This is a genomic window from Pseudoalteromonas ruthenica (assembly GCF_008808095.1).
GTDB lineage: Bacteria > Pseudomonadota > Gammaproteobacteria > Enterobacterales > Alteromonadaceae > Pseudoalteromonas > Pseudoalteromonas ruthenica.
In genome coordinates, this window is sequence record NZ_CP023396.1 from 826,280 (window position 1) to 842,503 (window position 16,224).

The following is a 16,224-nucleotide window of genomic DNA, read 5'->3' on the forward strand; positions in this document are numbered from 1 at the left end:
GTTTGGCCTAAGCCAATGGCAACGTAAACAACTACCGCTTAACGGTGGTTTTACGTGCTTGGATTATCCCATTAAAACCGCTGCGTTAGCAACTAAATTATGACTCAAATCAGTGATTAGGCAATGAAAGACTCCATAGGCACTCAGGTAAGCTTTGTAACAGTCGATGAAGACTACAGCGGACAGCGCATCGACAACTTTTTGATTACCAAACTAAAAGGGGTGCCCAAAAGCGCGGTATACCGTATTTTGCGCAAAGGCGAAGTGCGGGTGAACAAAAAGCGGGTGAAGCCGGTGTATAAGCTGCAAAGCGGCGACACGGTGCGCATTCCGCCGATAAAAATTGCCGAGCGTCCAGAGCAGCAGGTACCTACTAATCTTGATAAAGTGAGCAAGCTCGAAGACGCTATTTTATTCGAAGATAAGTATCTTATTGTCATCAATAAACCCGCAGGTATGGCGGTGCATGGTGGTAGTGGCTTAAGTTTTGGCTTGATTGAGGCGTTACGAGCGCTGCGACCGCAGGAGAAGAGCCTGGAATTGGTGCACCGCTTAGACCGTGACACCTCCGGGTGTTTATTGATTGCTAAAAAACGCGCGGTGTTAAAAGGCTTGCATGAGCAACTGCGAGAAAAAACCATGGAGAAAAACTATTGGGCGCTGGTTGCCGGACAATGGGATGCTAAGGTGCGCAATGTGACTGAGCCGCTCAATAAAAACACTCTGCAATCCGGTGAGCGAGTGGTGCGGGTTGACCATGAACGGGGTAAAGCGTCCCATACTCGTTTTCGCGTGCTCGAACGTTTTGAACAGTGCTCCTTGGTACAGGCATCGCCAGTGACCGGGCGGACCCACCAAATCCGCGTGCACACCCAGTGCAAAGGCCATCCGATTGCCTGTGATGATAAATATGGCGAGCAAGTATTTGATACCGCGATGCGCGAATCGGGCCTGAACCGCTTATTCTTGCACGCTCGCGAGCTGCGTTTTATTCATCCTAAAACGGAAACCACTTTGGCACTTGAAGCACCGTTAGACAAGGCATTAACGCATTGCTTGGAGAAGTTACGTCGTGCTTAACAGCAAAGAGCTTATTATTTTTGATTGGGACGGCACGGTGATGGACTCGGTAGGCAAAATTGTTGCCACCCTGCAAGGCGCTGCGCGTCATTTTAGCGTGCCAGAACCCACCGATGAGGTGGCCAAGAATATTATCGGGTTGAGCTTAGAAACCGCGATTGCCACATTATTTCCCGAGCACAGTCAACTCCACACCGACCTGGTGGCGCGCTACAAACATCATTATGTGTATGAAGATAATACGCCAACGCCGCTTTTTGCTGAGGTTGAAACGACCCTTGCAGCGCTTAAAAGCCAGGGTTATCGGCTGGCAGTGGCAACGGGTAAAAGCCGCAAGGGTTTAGACCGCTTACTCGCTGAGTCTCAGTTGACTGATTACTTTGAGTATACGCGCACCAGTTGTGAGGCTCATTCAAAACCACACCCCGATATGCTCGAGCAAATTTTAACAATGTGTGATGTCAGTGCCGATAAAGCACTGATGATTGGGGATACGCAAATTGATATGCAGCTGGCGGCTAATGCTAAGGTCGATGCCGTGGGAGTCACCTTCGGGGTGCATAATGCCGCGCAGTTGCAACAGTTTTCCCCCGTTGCAACCGTCGATCATTTCAGCGAGTTGCGTACGTTATTACAGCGCTAGCGGGTCAATTTGCCAATTCAGTAGCATGGTGTTGAGTTGCAACAGCGGCAGCCCTATTAGGCTATTAGCGTCATTCCCTTGCATGCGGGCAAATAAACAAACTCCTAAGCCTTCGCTTTTAAAGCTGCCTGCGCAATTAAGCGGTTGCTCTTTAGCAATGTAATTGGCAATTTGCTGCTCGCTTAGGGTGCGAAACTGCACCGTAAAAGGTTCGACAACCACCTGGGTCTTATCCGTTTCTAAATCAAGCAATGCCAGCGAAGTTAAAAAGGTGACTTCATCGCCACTAAAGCGCGCCAGTTGTTGCTGAGCTCGAGCAACCGTATGCGGTTTTCCTAAAATGTCACCTTGATGCACAGCGACCTGATCAGAGCCTATTACGATGCCTTTGTTATAGTGTTGTTGCGCGGCATTGGCTTTGGCGAGGGCGAGGCGACGTACTAATACTTCAGGGGCTTCATTGTGTTCAGGTGTTTCATCAATATCTGGGGAAAAATGAGTGAATTCAGGGATAATTTTTTTTAATAATTGCTGCCGAAATGGCGAACTAGAGGCTAAGATAAAAGCTAATTTCATGGCCCGATCATCGATTTGTTAAACATCGGCCTTAGAATACGGCGCAATCGGGCGAAAAACAAAAGGAAAGTCGAATTTTATTTTGACTCTACTAGTAACTATCTATATGATGCAGCCCCTATGCAAAAGGTGAAGATTCCCGTCACCCTTGACCCGGGCAGGGCCGCAACACGCAAGTTAGAATATGACGGCGTGATTCGGCTTGAAGAACTTTCTCGATTCGAGCAAGTTGTGCTGGACTCAAGTGGTGAGATAGCGGTACATGTTCATTGCAAACATGACGAGCAAGGTTTAACGGTGCTGTCGGGGTCGATTAAGACCACGGTGACACTAACCTGTCAGCGTTGCAATGAAGAGTTTAGGTTGGATTTGGATCAACACTTTGCTTATACGCCAGTTGGCATAGGTGCAGAGTCTGGTGATCTTCCGGATTACTATGATGTCGTGGAGCTAGATGAGAACGGCGAAGTCAACCTTCGGAAATTAGTGGAAGATGAGTTGATATTGGCTATTCCTATCGTGCCTATGCATGACGAAGCATCTTGTCGATACTCTGAAGAAGCGAAAAGCTTTGGAGAGATCGAGGCAGAAGATGAAAAACCAAATCCATTTGAAATTTTGAAACAACTTAAGAAAGATTCTTAGGAGAAGGCTAATGGCGGTACAAAAAAGCAAAAAGTCTCGTGCAAGACGTGGTATGCGTCGTTCACACGATGCGATCAGTGGTCCAGCTCTAACAGTTGATAAAGTGACTGGTGAAACTCACCGTCGTCACCACGTCACTGCAGACGGCTACTACAAAGGCGTTAAAGTAGTTTCTAAGTAAGAGATTGCTTTATGCAACGCAGTCTAACCATTGCGTTAGATATGATGGGGGGCGATTACGGCCCCCGTTCATCTATCCCCGCCGCAGTTGAAGCGGTTCATCTACATCCAACACTTACCCTGATCCTCTGCGGTAATGAGCAGTTATTACAAGAGCAACTTTCTCAGCTCGATGCTCTGCAACATCCACGATTAAAAATTCAGCACTGCACGCAAATTGTCACCAATGCTGACGAGCCAGCTTCTGCGCTGCGTAATAAAAAAGACGCATCGATGCGTATTGCCCTAGATTTAGTCAAGCAAGGCAAAGCACAGGCTTGTGTTAGTTCTGGGAATACCGGCGCATTATTTGCTATGGCCCATTATGTGCTGAAAATGCTGCCTGGTATTAAACGCCCAGCGCTGATCTCATCGGTGCCCACTGAGACCAAAAAACCGGTTTATTTACTTGATTTAGGCGCTAACGTTCACTGTGATGCCCATACTTTGTATCAATTTGGCATTATGGGATCGGTGGTTGCTCGCGAGTCACAAGATATCGAGCACCCCCGTGTGAGCTTGCTTAATATCGGTTCGGAAGACATTAAAGGTCATGAAGGCATTAAAGAAGCGGCGCAGATGATGCAAAAGAACCCCGCGCTTAATTACACTGGTTACAGCGAGGGCAGTGATATTTTTAGCGGCAAGTCAGATGTGATCGTGTGTGAGGGCTTTGTCGGTAACGTGGCGCTCAAAACCTGTGAAGGCATTGCTAAATTGATTATGCACAAGATGACACGTGCATTGAAAAAGCATTTGCTTTATCGCGGTTTGGCGCTAATTCTTATGCCTGTCATAAAAAAGATATATAAAAAGGTGAACCCCGACCAGTATAACGGTGCATCTTTGGTAGGATTGCGCGGTATAGTGGTTAAAAGTCACGGAAATGCCTCAGCGAGTGCATTTCTTGCGGCAATTAATGAGGCTGTAAGGGAAGTGCAACGACAGTTGCCAGAGAAGATACAAACGGCCTTTGCAGAGCATGAACCCATGCAAGACGCGAGTTAAGCGCTGCGCCAACCTCCCTCCTCATTAACTGCCTGCCAATATTCGCGAACATCGCTAAAACAAACGAAAAGAGCAGCATATGTCTGAAAAAATCGCAATTTTATTTCCAGGTCAAGGCTCCCAGAGCGTTGGTATGTTAACTGAGCTATTGGCTGAGTCGAGCACTGTGCAAGAGACCTTCCGTGAAGCGTCTGATGCCCTTGGCTATGATTTGGCTGACTTGGTACTTAATGGTCCACAAGACAAGCTAAACGAAACCCATCGTACGCAACCAGCACTACTGTGTGCATCAGTCGCTATTTTCCGCCATTGGCAACAGCAAACAGATCAAGGGCACGAGTTGGTGCTTGCTGGGCACAGTCTAGGCGAGTATTCAGCGCTGGTGTGTGCTGGGGTATTAAGCCTGGCCGATGGCGTGAAACTCGTAGAAAAACGCGGCCAATATATGCAGCAGGCGGTTCCTGCTGGCGTCGGCTCAATGGCTGCGATTATTGGTTTAGATGATGATGCAATTGCCAAAGCGTGTGCCCAGAGCGCACAAGGTCAAGTGGTTGCACCGGTGAATTATAACTCACCAGGCCAAGTGGTGATTGCCGGTAACAAAGAGGCGGTAGAGCGCGCCAGTGAAGCCTGTAAGGAGGCCGGAGCGAAACGTGCATTGCCACTTGCTGTGAGTGTGCCGTCGCATTGTGAGTTGATGAAGCCAGCGGCAGAGCAATTAAAGGCTGATTTAGATGCGTTGGCATTGCAAGCACCCAAATACAGTGTCATTAACAATGTTGATGTCAGTGCCGAGCAAGACATTGAAGCAATCAAAGATGCCTTGGTCCGCCAACTGTATTCGCCTGTACGTTGGACTGAAACCATGCAAGCTATTGCAAAGCAGGGTGTGACACAAGCGTATGAATTTGGCCCAGGTAAAGTACTTACAGGGCTGGTGAAACGAATTGATAAATCAGTTGCATGCAGTGCAGTGAATGACATCGCCAGCATTGATGCAGCGAAATAAAAGAGAACAATGATGGCAAATTTATTTTCCTTAGAAGGCAAAGTTGTATTAGTAACGGGCGCCAGCCGAGGTATCGGTAAAGCGGTCGCTGAACTACTAGTAGAGCAGGGCGCAACGGTTGCCGGCACCGCGACCAGCGACAACGGTGCAGAGAAAATTTCTGCATACTTAGGTGAAAACGGTAAAGGCTACAAGCTAAATGTCACGGACAGTGATTCTATTGCTGACACGTTAGCGGCCATTAAAGCTGATTTCGGCGATCTTGATGTGCTTGTTAATAATGCCGGTATCACCCGCGATAATCTCTTAATGCGCATGAAAGACGATGAGTGGCAGGACATTATCGACACCAACTTGTCGGCTATTTATCGTTTATCGAAAGCGGTGTTGCGGCCAATGATGAAGAAAAAGTCAGGGCGTATTATTAACATCGGCTCGGTTGTTGGCACCATGGGTAATGCTGGGCAAGCAAACTATGCCGCTGCCAAAGCGGGTGTTATCGGTTTTTCAAAGTCTTTAGCCCGCGAAGTGGCTTCGCGTGGTATCACCGTGAACGTCGTTGCCCCCGGTTTTATTCAAACAGATATGACTGATGAGCTGACTGATGAGCAAAAAGCGGCTACGCTTGCCAATGTACCGGCAGGACGTTTGGGACACCCGTCTGAGATTGCCGCTGCGGTTTGTTATTTAGCCTCTGATGCCGGAGCCTACGTTTCTGGTGAAACTTTGCATGTAAATGGCGCAATGTACATGGTGTAAAGGCTAAAACAGCCGTAAAAAGGTCGCAAAAACTCGGCTCAAAACGTTGAAGTTTTTGTGATCTTGCTTTAAACATACTTGAAATCGCTGTGAAAATGGGCGATAAAAGGGCAACTTTTGAATCTTAGAGGTTTGACCAGCCAAAAAACTCTGGGCAAATCCTTGAATCAGACAAATATGCTGCGTAAACTACGCCGCAATCTGAAAAATAACGCAATAGCGTTTAAATAAAGGAAAGAAGAATGAGCGACATCCAAGAACGCGTAAAGAAAATCATCGTTGAGCAGCTAGGTGTTAAAGAAGAAGAAGTAAAGCTTGAAGCGTCTTTCGTTGACGATCTAGGTGCGGACTCTCTTGATACTGTTGAGCTAGTAATGGCGCTAGAAGAAGAATTCGATACTGAGATCCCAGACGAAGAAGCTGAGAAGATCACTACAGTTCAAGCAGCTATCGATTACGTTACAGCTCACGCTGAGTAATCAACGCATTTCTATTTAAGGGCAGCATTCAGCTGCCCTTAGTCTATCTGAGACTCCCATCACATATTCCCTTTTGGAGGACACCGTGGCTAAACGTCGAGTCGTAGTGACTGGCTTAGGTATGCTAACGCCGCTGGGTAACGATGTAGCGTCTACCTGGCAAGGCTTATTAAATGGACAAAGTGGCATAGGCCCTATCACCCATTTTGATACAACAGATTTTGGCACCAAGTTCGCCGGTTTAATTAAAGATTTTGATGCCACTGATTACATGGCAAAAAAAGATACCAAGAAAATGGATTTATTTATCCAATATGGTATCGCTGCAGGCCTTCAGGCGTTGGACGATTCTGGCTTAGAAATCACCGAACAAAATGCTGAACGCGTTGGTGTAGCTGTAGGTTCTGGTATTGGTGGCTTGTCTCTGATTGAAGAAAACCACGAAAAGCTGCTAAATGTAGGCCCACGTAAACTGTCGCCTTTTTATGTGCCATCGACCATTATTAATATGATCTCTGGCCATCTTTCAATTATGAAAGGTCTGCGTGGACCGAATATCTCCATTGTTACTGCCTGTACGACCGGTTTGCACAATATTGGTCATGCAGCGCGTATGATTGCCTATGGCGATGCCGATGCCATGCTTGCCGGTGGTGCTGAAAAAGCATCTACGCCAATGGGTATGGGCGGCTTTAGCGCCGCACGAGCGCTCTCCACTCGCAACGACGACCCGCAAGCGGCGTCACGTCCGTGGGATAAAGACCGCGATGGTTTTGTACTCTCTGATGGTGCAGGTGTGATTGTGCTTGAAGAGTATGAGCATGCTAAAGCGCGAGGCGCTAATATTTATGCTGAGCTCGTCGGTTTTGGTATGAGCGGCGACGCTTTCCATATGACTTCGCCGCCAGCGGATGGTGCTGGCGCCGGTTTATCAATGGCCAATGCTATAAAAGATGCAGCCGTGAACCCAGAACAAGTGGGTTATATCAATGCGCACGGAACGTCGACTCCTGCAGGTGATAAGGCAGAGACCCAAGCCGTGAAAAATGTCTTTGGTGATGCCGCCAATAAAGTCATGGTCGGCTCTTCGAAATCGATGATGGGCCACCTTCTAGGTGCGGCGGGTTCTGTTGAATCAATCATTACTATCCTATCGCTGCGCGACCAGCAGGTGTCACCGACCATTAATTTGGATAACCCGGACGAGGGCTGTGATCTTGATTATATTGCCCATACTGCGCGAGATGCAAAACTTGATTATGCGCTGTGTAACTCGTTTGGCTTTGGTGGTACTAACGGTTCATTGTTATTCAAAAAAGTATAAAGTGAATCCCTAGTTACGGCATAGACCGCACTAGGGCGATACTGGTACTATAAGCTCGGTTATGACCGAGCTTTTTTATATGGATAAAACAATAATAAACGGCCAAGTGGCTACTTCTTTAAGTATCAATGATCGTGGGTTGAATTATGGTGATGGTTTTTTTACCACCGCTAAGGTCAGCCAGCGTGAGGTTGAACTGTGGCCTTTGCATATTGCTCGGTTGCAACAGTGTGCAACTCGCTTAGGTTTCCCTGAATTAGACATAGCTGCGCTCGAAGTAGACGTAGATGCTTTAATAGCAATGGCTCCAAGCGATGACTATGTTCTTAAAATAGTGTACACACGCGGCAGTGGCGGGCGTGGTTATGCTCCTCCAACAGATGCCCACATCCAGCGTATTGTGCGATTAATGCCGTACCCCACTCAGTATCAAACATTGGCAGAGACCGGCTTGAGCTTGTCGATTGCGCAGACCCGTTTAGCACAGCAACCGCTGTTAGCAGGGTTGAAAACGCTTAATCGTTTGGAGCAAGTATTGGTGAAGCAAGAAGCCGCAAAAGCACCCAGTGATGATATGCTAGTACTTGATACAACCGATAATGTTATTGAGACTTCCAGCGCTAATTTGTTGCTGTATCAACAAGGCCAGTGGTTTACCCCAAAACTTGACCAAGCGGGAGTAAAAGGGGTGTATTTAACGTATTTAAGCCAACATTTAGCTGTGCGCGAGCAACGTGTAAACTTGGCCACACTCTTCAGTGTGGATGCCTTGTATTGTTGTAACAGTTTGATGGGAGTGATCCCTATAAAGCGCTTGGCGCATCACGACTACAATGTAGATATTAGTAAAAGCGTGCTCACCAAAGCACTGAATAATAAGGGATTGGGTTAATGTTACGGGTAGTCATATCGGTGTTGTTGTTAGCCATTGTTGCGACGGCAACGGGTTACTATCAAATTAAACAAGCTATGGTGGCACCACTGCATTTACCTGAATCTCAGTTGGTGGAGGTACACAGTGGCACCGGGTTCAATCAACTGTGCCACCAGTGGCAGCAAAAGCAATGGCTTGATAGCTGCTGGCGATTCCAAGTATTAGCCAAGCTTGACCCCACGTTGACTGATCTTAAAGCCGGACTTTATCAGCTCAATCCGGGCACTGCACTTGCCGCATTTAGACAAATTAGCCAAGGCAAAGAGCACCAGTTTAGCTTCACCATTATCGAAGGCGATAACTTGCGCCAGGTGCTAAGTCGACTTCAGCGCGCTCCCTATATAGAAAAGCCGTTGCATTGGGGCGACGAATTTCTTGGAAAGCCGCTGGATGAGCAGCTGGAAGGGCGTTTTTTTCCCGATACGTATCATTATCATGGCGGAGACCATGCCGTGCAGGTGCTGACTCGCGCCTATCGTAAAATGGAAAGTGAATTAGACCAAGCGTGGCAGCAACGTAGTAGCAGTTCGCCACTCAATAGTGCTGATGAGGCATTAATTTTAGCCTCAATTATAGAGAAAGAAACCGGTGTTGCTGGGGAGCGGGCGTTAATTGCATCGGTGTTTGTTAACCGTCTTAACAAAGGCATGCGCTTGCAGACTGATCCTACGGTTATCTATGGTATTGGCCCTGAATTCGATGGCAATATTACCCGCGCCCATCTACGTGAAAAAACGCCATATAATACCTATCGTATTGATGGCTTGCCGCCTACGCCCATTGCTATGCCGTCAAAAGCGGCCTTAGTGGCTGCGGTGCAACCGCAACAATCAGACTATTATTATTTTGTCGCCAAGGGCGATGGCAGTCATCAGTTTTCAAAACGGCTTGAAGATCATAACCGAGCCGTACGTCAGTATCAGTTAAAGAGTCGAAATGACAGCTAAGTTTATTGTAATTGAAGGCCTTGAGGGGTCGGGAAAGTCGACGGCAATGAAAATTTGCGCCGACACGTTGGCGCGTGCCAACATTGACTATATTACTACCCGCGAGCCCGGTGGCACGCCCGTGGCTGAGCAGCTGCGCACTATTGTTAAACATACAGAGAAAGAATCCATTAGTACGCAAACCGAGTTACTATTGATGTACGCTGCACGCTCGCAGCTATTGGAAAATGTGATTCGCCCGGCGCTTGCCAGTGGCCAATGGGTGCTTGGCGATCGTCACGATTTATCATCACAGGCTTATCAAGGTGGCGGTCGACAAATTTCTTGTGAAGTAATGAACTTCCTTAGCCAGTATGTACTGGCCGGTACTCGCCCTGATCTTACTGTGTATTTAGATATCGAACCTGCTTTAGGTTTGGCTCGTGCTCGAGGCCGAGGTGAGTTAGATCGCATCGAGCGTGAAGACTTAAGTTTTTTTGAGCGCACACGCGCGCGCTATCTTGAACTTGCTGAACAGGATGAACGTATTGTTGTTATTGATGCCTCTCAAGCAATTGAAAAAGTGCATCAGGATATTGAGCAAACGCTCTGTGAGTTTATAGCGAGACGATAATGTACCCATGGTTAAGTGCTATTGGGCAACAGTATGCCCGCCAGTTTGCGCAAGGGCGTTTGCACCACGCACATTTACTCTACGGTCCACAGGGCGTTGGTAAAAGGGCACTTGCTGAGTATTTAAGTGAGGCGCTGTTATGCCACCATAATGAGGGTATGCACCCCTGTGGACAATGCAAAAGCTGTCAGCTCAACCAAGCAGGCACACACCCAGATAGCTTAGTGTTGAGCGATGAGGGGGCCTCTATCGGGGTCGACAGTGTCCGTGCCATTAGTGATTTCGTGCATCACAGTGCGCAGCAAGCTGGGGCTAAATGTATCATTGTCCCTGAGGCTCAACGCATGACGGTGGCGGCCAGTAATGCTTTGTTAAAAACCTTGGAAGAGCCTAACGCGCACTGTTACCTGTGGCTATTAAGTTCAGACAGTGCCACGTTGCCGGCAACGATTCTAAGCCGCTGTGCTAAGCAACACGTATATGTTGATGATGAGCATGCAGTGCAGCAGTGGCTAACTCACCATGCGGCGATGGCAATGGCAAGCGCCTTTGCAAAGCACTTTATCTCGCAACCTTTGTTACTAAAGCACTGGCAAGATAATGATGAGCTAGAGCAAATTCAAACCTTGTATCAGGCAGTTAGCCAGCTACAAAATGGCACAGATGGGCACAAGTTAGTTGATATTTTGACGCAAAACTCACAATATATTGCTATCTTTAGGCTGTTTGTCAGCCAATTTTTATTGCAACAGTCTCAAAAAGGGGCCAGTTTTGCATCGCTGCAACGTTGTGAACAGCAATTGCAACGCTTTAGTGAAACGTTAACACAGACCTCAGGACTAAATATTACTTTGGCGGTGTCGCAGTTGCTGCGCACCCTAAGACGAGAATTCCAATAATAAAGGAGCCAATGTGCAAGAGCTACTTGTAGAATTAGACGATTTGGATGAGTTGTATCGTTGTTATATGCCTTATATAAAAAGTGGCGGCTTGTTCGTGCGTACCAACATGAATTACGAAATGGGCCAATCGCTGGCGCTACGCGTTACCTTGCCAGACTCGCTCGAAGACGATGTGGTCACCGGGAAAGTCGTATGGGTGACGCCGATTGGCGCGCAGAGCTCTAACCCCCCGGGTATCGGCATCGGTTTTATCGACGACAAAACGCATGTGCGCGACAAGATCGAAAAAATGCTCGGCACTATGTTAAACTCCGGCAATCCAACGTACACCATGTAAGGCCCAAGGCCTTACATCAACCAAGCAGTATTCCATGATTGTAGATTCGCATTGCCACCTCGATAAACTTGACTTTGATAAGCTAGACACCGACTTAGACGGTGTTTTACAACAGGCGCGAGAGCGTGATGTTGAACACTTTTTGTGTGTTAACGTGACCTTGGATAAATTTCCACAAATGCTTGAGACGATTGCTCCTTACAGCGATGTATCGGCATCTTGTGGGGTGCATCCATTGGACCAAAAAGACGCGCTCAATATTGACCAGCTCCGACAATTGGCTGCCAGTGATAAGGTCGTTGCCGTTGGTGAAACCGGTCTTGATTACTACTACAGTGCTGAAACCAAGCCAGTACAACTAGAGAGTTTTGTCGGCCACATTGATGTCGCCAACGAGTTGGATAAACCGCTTATTATTCACACCCGAGATGCGCGCGAGGATACCATCAACCTCATGCGCGAACACCACGCTGAACGCTGTGGTGGCGTGTTGCATTGCTTTACTGAAGATTACGACATGGCAAAAAAAGCCATGGATTTGGGCTTTTATATCTCTATCTCCGGAATTGTGACATTTCGCAATGCTGAGCAGTTACGTGATGTCGTTAAGCAAATTCCGCTCGACAGGTTACTGATTGAGACCGACTCGCCTTATTTGGCACCGGTGCCGCATCGTGGGAAAACCAATCAGCCTGCGTATGTGCAGGATGTAGCTTACTTTATTGCTGAGCTTAAAGGCATCAGTTATAAAGAGCTGGCAACGGCCACTACCGACAACTTTTATCGCTTGTTCAACCGTATTCCTCGGCGTTAATTAGGGTAGGGCCGGCGCAATGACATCGTTACCTGTGTTGCTTTTAGGCCCTGTGGTGCGCCGCGCTGAGAAACAGCAAATCCGCATCCAGCTGGCGACTTCCCAGGCGTTAGAGCCAGTGTTTAAGCTTCATCAGCACCGCAGTGAGCAACACACCGAAACACTGCGCCTGGGAGAGCATTTATACCTCCATAACTGTACCCTTACGCCAGTGAATGGCGCATTTAGTACCGATATCCACCTCGCTTACAGCCTGTATTTTGGCTCCGAAGCCCATGACTTGGGTGACTATTGCTACGCTGATGCGACGCTGCCAAGCCTATTGATCCCGGAGCAACTGCGCTCTGTGCTTCATGGCTCGTGCCGCAACCCTCATCACTACAGTGAAGATGCCCTCGTGCAGGGCGATAAGTTAATGCAGCAAAGTCATAGTAATGCCGAGAAAAGACCCCAGCTGTTGCTCCTTAGCGGCGATCAAATTTATGCTGACGACGTGGCTGGGCCGATGCTGCTGGCTATCCACCAGCTGATTGAGCGTCTCGGCATTTATCGCGAGGGTGAGCAGCTGATAGCGCTCAGCCAACAAGTACAAGATGACTTGTATAACCGTGCTTGTAAATTGCCCCATACGCCATGGCAAAAGCGCTCGAAGTGGCAATTAGGCTATTGGTTGCGCCGCGACGAGCCGCACTTTAGTAGTGTCAAAAGTGCCAACCACTTAGTGCATTTTGAAGAATTCATAGCGCTTTACCTATTGAGTTTGGGAGCACCGTGTTGGCAACTAATCGACACCGAGCAACTCCAACTCAGTGACAGTCACCCCCATTACCAAACCTTCCAACAAGAGCGCACCCACGTGCTTGAATTCGCTGCCTCGCAGCCTTATGCGGCGCGGCTATTTGCTCATGTGTCGAGTTTGATGATTTTTGACGACCATGATGTGACTGATGATTGGAACCTTACCGCAAATTGGGAGCAAGCGGTGTATACCCACCCGGCTAGCCGAGCGATTATCGGCAACGCCATGCTCAGCTATGCGTTGTTTCAGGGTTGGGGGAACTGCGCCAGTGACACACCATGGCCGTTCTTTGAGGCATTGAAAAAAGCCCGAGGGGATGGCTTTTGGCATTTAGCACCACTGTATAAGCCATTATTAAACTACGACTATTGGCACTATGAACTGCCAACTAGCCCTAAGGTTGTGGTACTTGACACGCGTACCCATCGCTGGCGTAACGAACAAGATTTTAACGAACCTTCAGGGCTACTAGATTGGCAGCGACTACTGGAGTTGGAGAACAGTCTTCAGGGCTCAGAGCAAGTATTACTGGTATCGCCTGCGCCGGTATTTGGGGTTAAGTCCATTGAAGCTATTCAAGCTGTGTTTACTCTGTGTAATCAGCCGCTGGTGGTGGATTGTGAAAACTGGATGGCACATGAGGGATCAGCTAAAAAACTGCTGAATATTTTCCGCCGTTTGGATACGCCCCAGGAAACCATTATTCTTTCTGGCGACGTTCATTATTCGTTTTGTTTTTCAGTGCGGGCGCGTTTCTCTGAACGAGAAAACCGCATTTGGCAACTAACCGCCAGCGGCATTAAAAACGAATTTCCACGAAAGCTGATTAACGTGCTCGACAAGCTTGATTCGATTTTATACTCACCACGAAGCCCACTGAATTTATTCACTAAACGCTGGCAAATGAAAGTTGATAAACACGACACCACCTCGGGACCACAAAAGCATTTGGTCAGTCATGCAGCGATTAGTCTTGTGGAGCTAGAGCACGGCAAATTGTGTCGTTATCGACTGTTACACAGTGACAACAGTGTCACCGAATATGAGCTTGATTAGCCCTTAGCTACGCTGTAGGCACTGAATGATGCTTTGCGCCAAAACTAAGCTGGTTTGCGGTAAAGTGCTGAGAGAGTTTGCTAGCGGTTGATAGTTTTCGTCGCTGTTATTACAGGTATCTAGAAGAGTGAGCTTGGGCGCTGCAGCAGAATAGCTGCGCTGCTGTAAAAATGCGTAACTGTCTGAGTCTTTGCTGTATTTGGGCGCCACTTGCGCGTGCATCTGTGCATCAATACTGCGCTCAACCAAAATTGGAGGGATCACACCGATAAGACCAAATAGACCAAATGCGTACACTGTGTTTATTATTTTATCCTTCATCGCTGTTTTCCTCTGTGTTTGTAAAGTTTTCGCGGACATTGAAATTTTTATCAATAAATGTCGCTAAATAGCGACATTTTTCGCCTTTGCACGGTTAAGTATCAAAAACAGTGCCAACTTAGTTCAACGTGTTCTATTCGCGCTGATAATGGTGTGAAAGCTCCTGTGGGCGACCTGGATAAAGTGGCAAAAGCCCGGTCTTCGAATGTGCTGGTGAAAAGGCCAGCAAAGTGCAAACATAGATTGGTGATGTACGCATTCCATTCGCTGAAGATGATCAACCAGAGACTAAAGCACAAGTGATGCGCTTTTAAAATGGTGAAACAGTGATGGAGGGAGATATGACTATTGTGTTCAATAATGCCATGGCGTTAGCAGATAAAGTAACTAACATAGCGTCAAATAGTGGTTTGATTGCAAAAGCAGATAAAGTGGCGGTTAACTTTAAGTGATTGGCAACGCCTTGACTAAGGTGTACGCATGCTCGCAGCATTAGTGCGAGCGATAAAGCAATATAATTATCTGAACTAGCTGAGGATATGGTCATAACTGACTAAGTTCAGGTTGGACGCCTTGTTAACCTGAAGTCCAACCGAAGTTATGGAGCCGTACGATTACTGCGTACATAGTCGGCGACCTCGCTAACAGTGCCTACCCAAAAGCCATTGTCGGGGTCGTTAATATACGCGAGCAGTTGCTCCAACGCTTGTGTGTCGACGGTATAAGGGCCCCGTTTGCCAATATCGTGGCCTGCTAAGATAATCCAGCTGTTATTTTCGCGATAGCGCTCCAGTAACTTTTTGATTTGCGCAAAACGCAGACCATCAATACGTATACCAGTGAGCTGGGCGAAGTCGGTAAAGTTGGGATTGTTAGCCGTCTCATCATTCCAAGTGCGGCCGGTGTCAAACAGGGTCGCTACCAAGGGCACATAGCTTTGTGTGTCTTTACCCCGGCCAACAAAGGTATGACCACAGGGATAGGCAAACGCGCGAGGGGTCACACCTAAATGTTTCTTAAAATAGTGGTTAGCCTCTTTAATGTCGTTTTCTAACCAGGCTAGGGTGGTCTGCTCTAGAGACAGGCCTTTTTTACGCAGCCATTCAAAGTTACCAGAGCATAAATGGTGGCTTGTGTGATTGCCTAATTCATGGCCATTGTTAATCGCCGCTTGCCACTGCGCTAAGCGCTCAGCAATGGGCTCAGGCTGGGCATAGAAAGTCGCTTTTACTTGGTATTTGTCTAAAATGGCCATGCCTACATCAACTTGAGAGTGGCGACCATCATCAAAACTTAGACTGATGGCATTGGGCTTCCCATTGGGGTAGCTAAATCCGCTATAAAGACCGCTTTGTTGATCTTGGGCCTTTGCTTTTGCGTCACTCATTCCCAGTGCAGCACTCAGCATAGCAATTACCAACAAAGCTCCTCGCACAACCATAATAACTCACTCCCTATCAGAACGTTATGCCACTATATTAAGGGATTGTGGGCGCGGCTAGAGAAAAAGGGTAAAAGCAAAAAATTTCATGTTCGTAGTGCCTTATTTGGGGAGACGGGCGCACTGTGTTATTACTCACGTAAGGAGTAGACAGTCATGGGCGGCTAGACGTGCCCAAGCAACCGAAGGTTGAGTAAAGTTGCTTTAACTTTCAATACTTTAAAATATTAGAGTCGGCTTTTAAAGAAGCATGAGGCGAAAAAATGCCCAGGACGAATCCGCATTGTCCTGGGCCCAGGGGAATGGCTCATGATGAGC

General features: G+C 47.6%; 19 protein-coding genes. 16 read left to right on the forward strand and 3 right to left on the reverse strand.

The window, feature by feature from the left end:
• Window positions 1-123 precede the first annotated feature (123 nt).
• Together rluC and PRUTH_RS03975 are read left to right on the forward strand one after the other, a co-directional pair.
• Window positions 124-1,080, forward strand: coding sequence for a 23S rRNA pseudouridine(955/2504/2580) synthase RluC (gene rluC / locus PRUTH_RS03970; RefSeq protein ID WP_045978430.1), 957 nt, complete (start codon window positions 124-126; stop codon window positions 1,078-1,080).
• Window positions 1,073-1,723 (forward strand): HAD-IA family hydrolase, encoded by a 651-nt coding sequence (locus PRUTH_RS03975; protein ID WP_257221028.1) that lies wholly within the window; start codon window positions 1,073-1,075, stop codon window positions 1,721-1,723. The genes rluC and PRUTH_RS03975 overlap by 8 nt, the downstream gene beginning before the upstream one ends.
• Here the strand turns inward: PRUTH_RS03975 and PRUTH_RS03980 are convergent.
• A complete protein-coding gene (locus tag PRUTH_RS03980; RefSeq protein WP_151172575.1) occupies window positions 1,712-2,299 on the reverse strand; it encodes a Maf family protein in 588 nt (195 codons plus the stop codon). The genes PRUTH_RS03975 and PRUTH_RS03980 overlap by 12 nt on opposite strands.
• 120 nt (window positions 2,300-2,419) lie before the next feature.
• On the opposite strand from PRUTH_RS03980, the gene yceD reads away from it, so the two are divergent.
• The 14 genes from yceD (at window position 2,420) to PRUTH_RS04050 (ending at window position 14,144) form a co-directional block, all read left to right on the forward strand.
• Complete coding sequence (yceD, locus tag PRUTH_RS03985) at window positions 2,420-2,944, forward strand: 23S rRNA accumulation protein YceD (protein ID WP_022945961.1); 525 nt, start codon at window positions 2,420-2,422, stop codon at window positions 2,942-2,944.
• 10 nt (window positions 2,945-2,954) lie between these two features.
• The gene (gene rpmF / locus PRUTH_RS03990; protein ID WP_045978428.1) at window positions 2,955-3,125 is read left to right on the forward strand and encodes a 50S ribosomal protein L32; all 171 of its coding nucleotides are present in this window, start codon (window positions 2,955-2,957) and stop codon (window positions 3,123-3,125) included.
• A gap of 11 nt (window positions 3,126-3,136) precedes the next feature.
• On the forward strand, window positions 3,137-4,171 hold the full coding sequence (gene plsX, locus PRUTH_RS03995; protein WP_022945959.1) for a phosphate acyltransferase PlsX: 1,035 nt from the start codon (window positions 3,137-3,139) through the stop codon (window positions 4,169-4,171).
• 79 nt (window positions 4,172-4,250) lie between these two features.
• Window positions 4,251-5,180, forward strand: a complete 930-nt coding sequence (gene fabD / locus PRUTH_RS04000; RefSeq protein ID WP_151172576.1) for an ACP S-malonyltransferase — start codon at window positions 4,251-4,253, stop codon at window positions 5,178-5,180.
• 12 nt (window positions 5,181-5,192) lie between these two features.
• On the forward strand, window positions 5,193-5,939 hold the full coding sequence (fabG, locus tag PRUTH_RS04005; RefSeq protein WP_022945957.1) for a 3-oxoacyl-ACP reductase FabG: 747 nt from the start codon (window positions 5,193-5,195) through the stop codon (window positions 5,937-5,939).
• 242 nt (window positions 5,940-6,181) lie between these two features.
• Window positions 6,182-6,418: an acyl carrier protein gene (acpP, locus tag PRUTH_RS04010; RefSeq protein WP_022945956.1), complete on the forward strand. Its 237-nt coding sequence runs from the start codon at window positions 6,182-6,184 to the stop codon at window positions 6,416-6,418.
• A gap of 85 nt (window positions 6,419-6,503) precedes the next feature.
• Window positions 6,504-7,742, forward strand: a complete 1,239-nt coding sequence (gene fabF, locus PRUTH_RS04015; RefSeq protein ID WP_151172577.1) for a beta-ketoacyl-ACP synthase II — start codon at window positions 6,504-6,506, stop codon at window positions 7,740-7,742.
• A 79-nt stretch (window positions 7,743-7,821) separates the two neighbouring features.
• On the forward strand, window positions 7,822-8,634 hold the full coding sequence (pabC, locus tag PRUTH_RS04020; protein WP_151172578.1) for an aminodeoxychorismate lyase: 813 nt from the start codon (window positions 7,822-7,824) through the stop codon (window positions 8,632-8,634).
• Window positions 8,634-9,623, forward strand: coding sequence for an endolytic transglycosylase MltG (gene mltG, locus PRUTH_RS04025; RefSeq protein WP_151172579.1), 990 nt, complete (start codon window positions 8,634-8,636; stop codon window positions 9,621-9,623). The genes pabC and mltG overlap by 1 nt, the downstream gene beginning before the upstream one ends.
• Entirely contained in the window at window positions 9,613-10,236 is a 624-nt protein-coding gene (gene tmk, locus PRUTH_RS04030; RefSeq protein WP_151172580.1) for a dTMP kinase, read from the forward strand. Before mltG ends, tmk begins: the two co-directional genes overlap by 11 nt.
• A complete protein-coding gene (gene holB, locus PRUTH_RS04035) occupies window positions 10,236-11,135 on the forward strand; it encodes a DNA polymerase III subunit delta' (protein ID WP_045978423.1) in 900 nt (299 codons plus the stop codon). The genes tmk and holB overlap by 1 nt, the downstream gene beginning before the upstream one ends.
• Before the next feature lie 13 nt (window positions 11,136-11,148).
• Complete coding sequence (locus PRUTH_RS04040; RefSeq protein WP_022945950.1) at window positions 11,149-11,475, forward strand: PilZ domain-containing protein; 327 nt, start codon at window positions 11,149-11,151, stop codon at window positions 11,473-11,475.
• A gap of 34 nt (window positions 11,476-11,509) precedes the next feature.
• Window positions 11,510-12,289, forward strand: a complete 780-nt coding sequence (locus PRUTH_RS04045; protein WP_045978422.1) for a TatD family hydrolase — start codon at window positions 11,510-11,512, stop codon at window positions 12,287-12,289.
• Between the two features lie 19 nt (window positions 12,290-12,308).
• Window positions 12,309-14,144 carry a metallophosphoesterase family protein gene (locus PRUTH_RS04050; protein WP_151172581.1) on the forward strand — a complete coding sequence of 612 codons (1,836 nt, stop codon included), beginning with the start codon at window positions 12,309-12,311 and terminating at the stop codon, window positions 14,142-14,144.
• 3 nt (window positions 14,145-14,147) lie between these two features.
• Here PRUTH_RS04050 and PRUTH_RS04055 read toward each other — a convergent pair whose 3' ends face one another.
• Both PRUTH_RS04055 and PRUTH_RS04060 read right to left on the reverse strand, forming a co-directional pair.
• Window positions 14,148-14,465, reverse strand: coding sequence for a hypothetical protein (locus PRUTH_RS04055; protein ID WP_045978420.1), 318 nt, complete (start codon window positions 14,463-14,465; stop codon window positions 14,148-14,150).
• A 598-nt stretch (window positions 14,466-15,063) separates the two neighbouring features.
• Window positions 15,064-15,906 (reverse strand): polysaccharide deacetylase family protein, encoded by an 843-nt coding sequence (locus tag PRUTH_RS04060; protein ID WP_151172582.1) that lies wholly within the window; start codon window positions 15,904-15,906, stop codon window positions 15,064-15,066.
• Window positions 15,907-16,224: the final 318 nt, after the last annotated feature.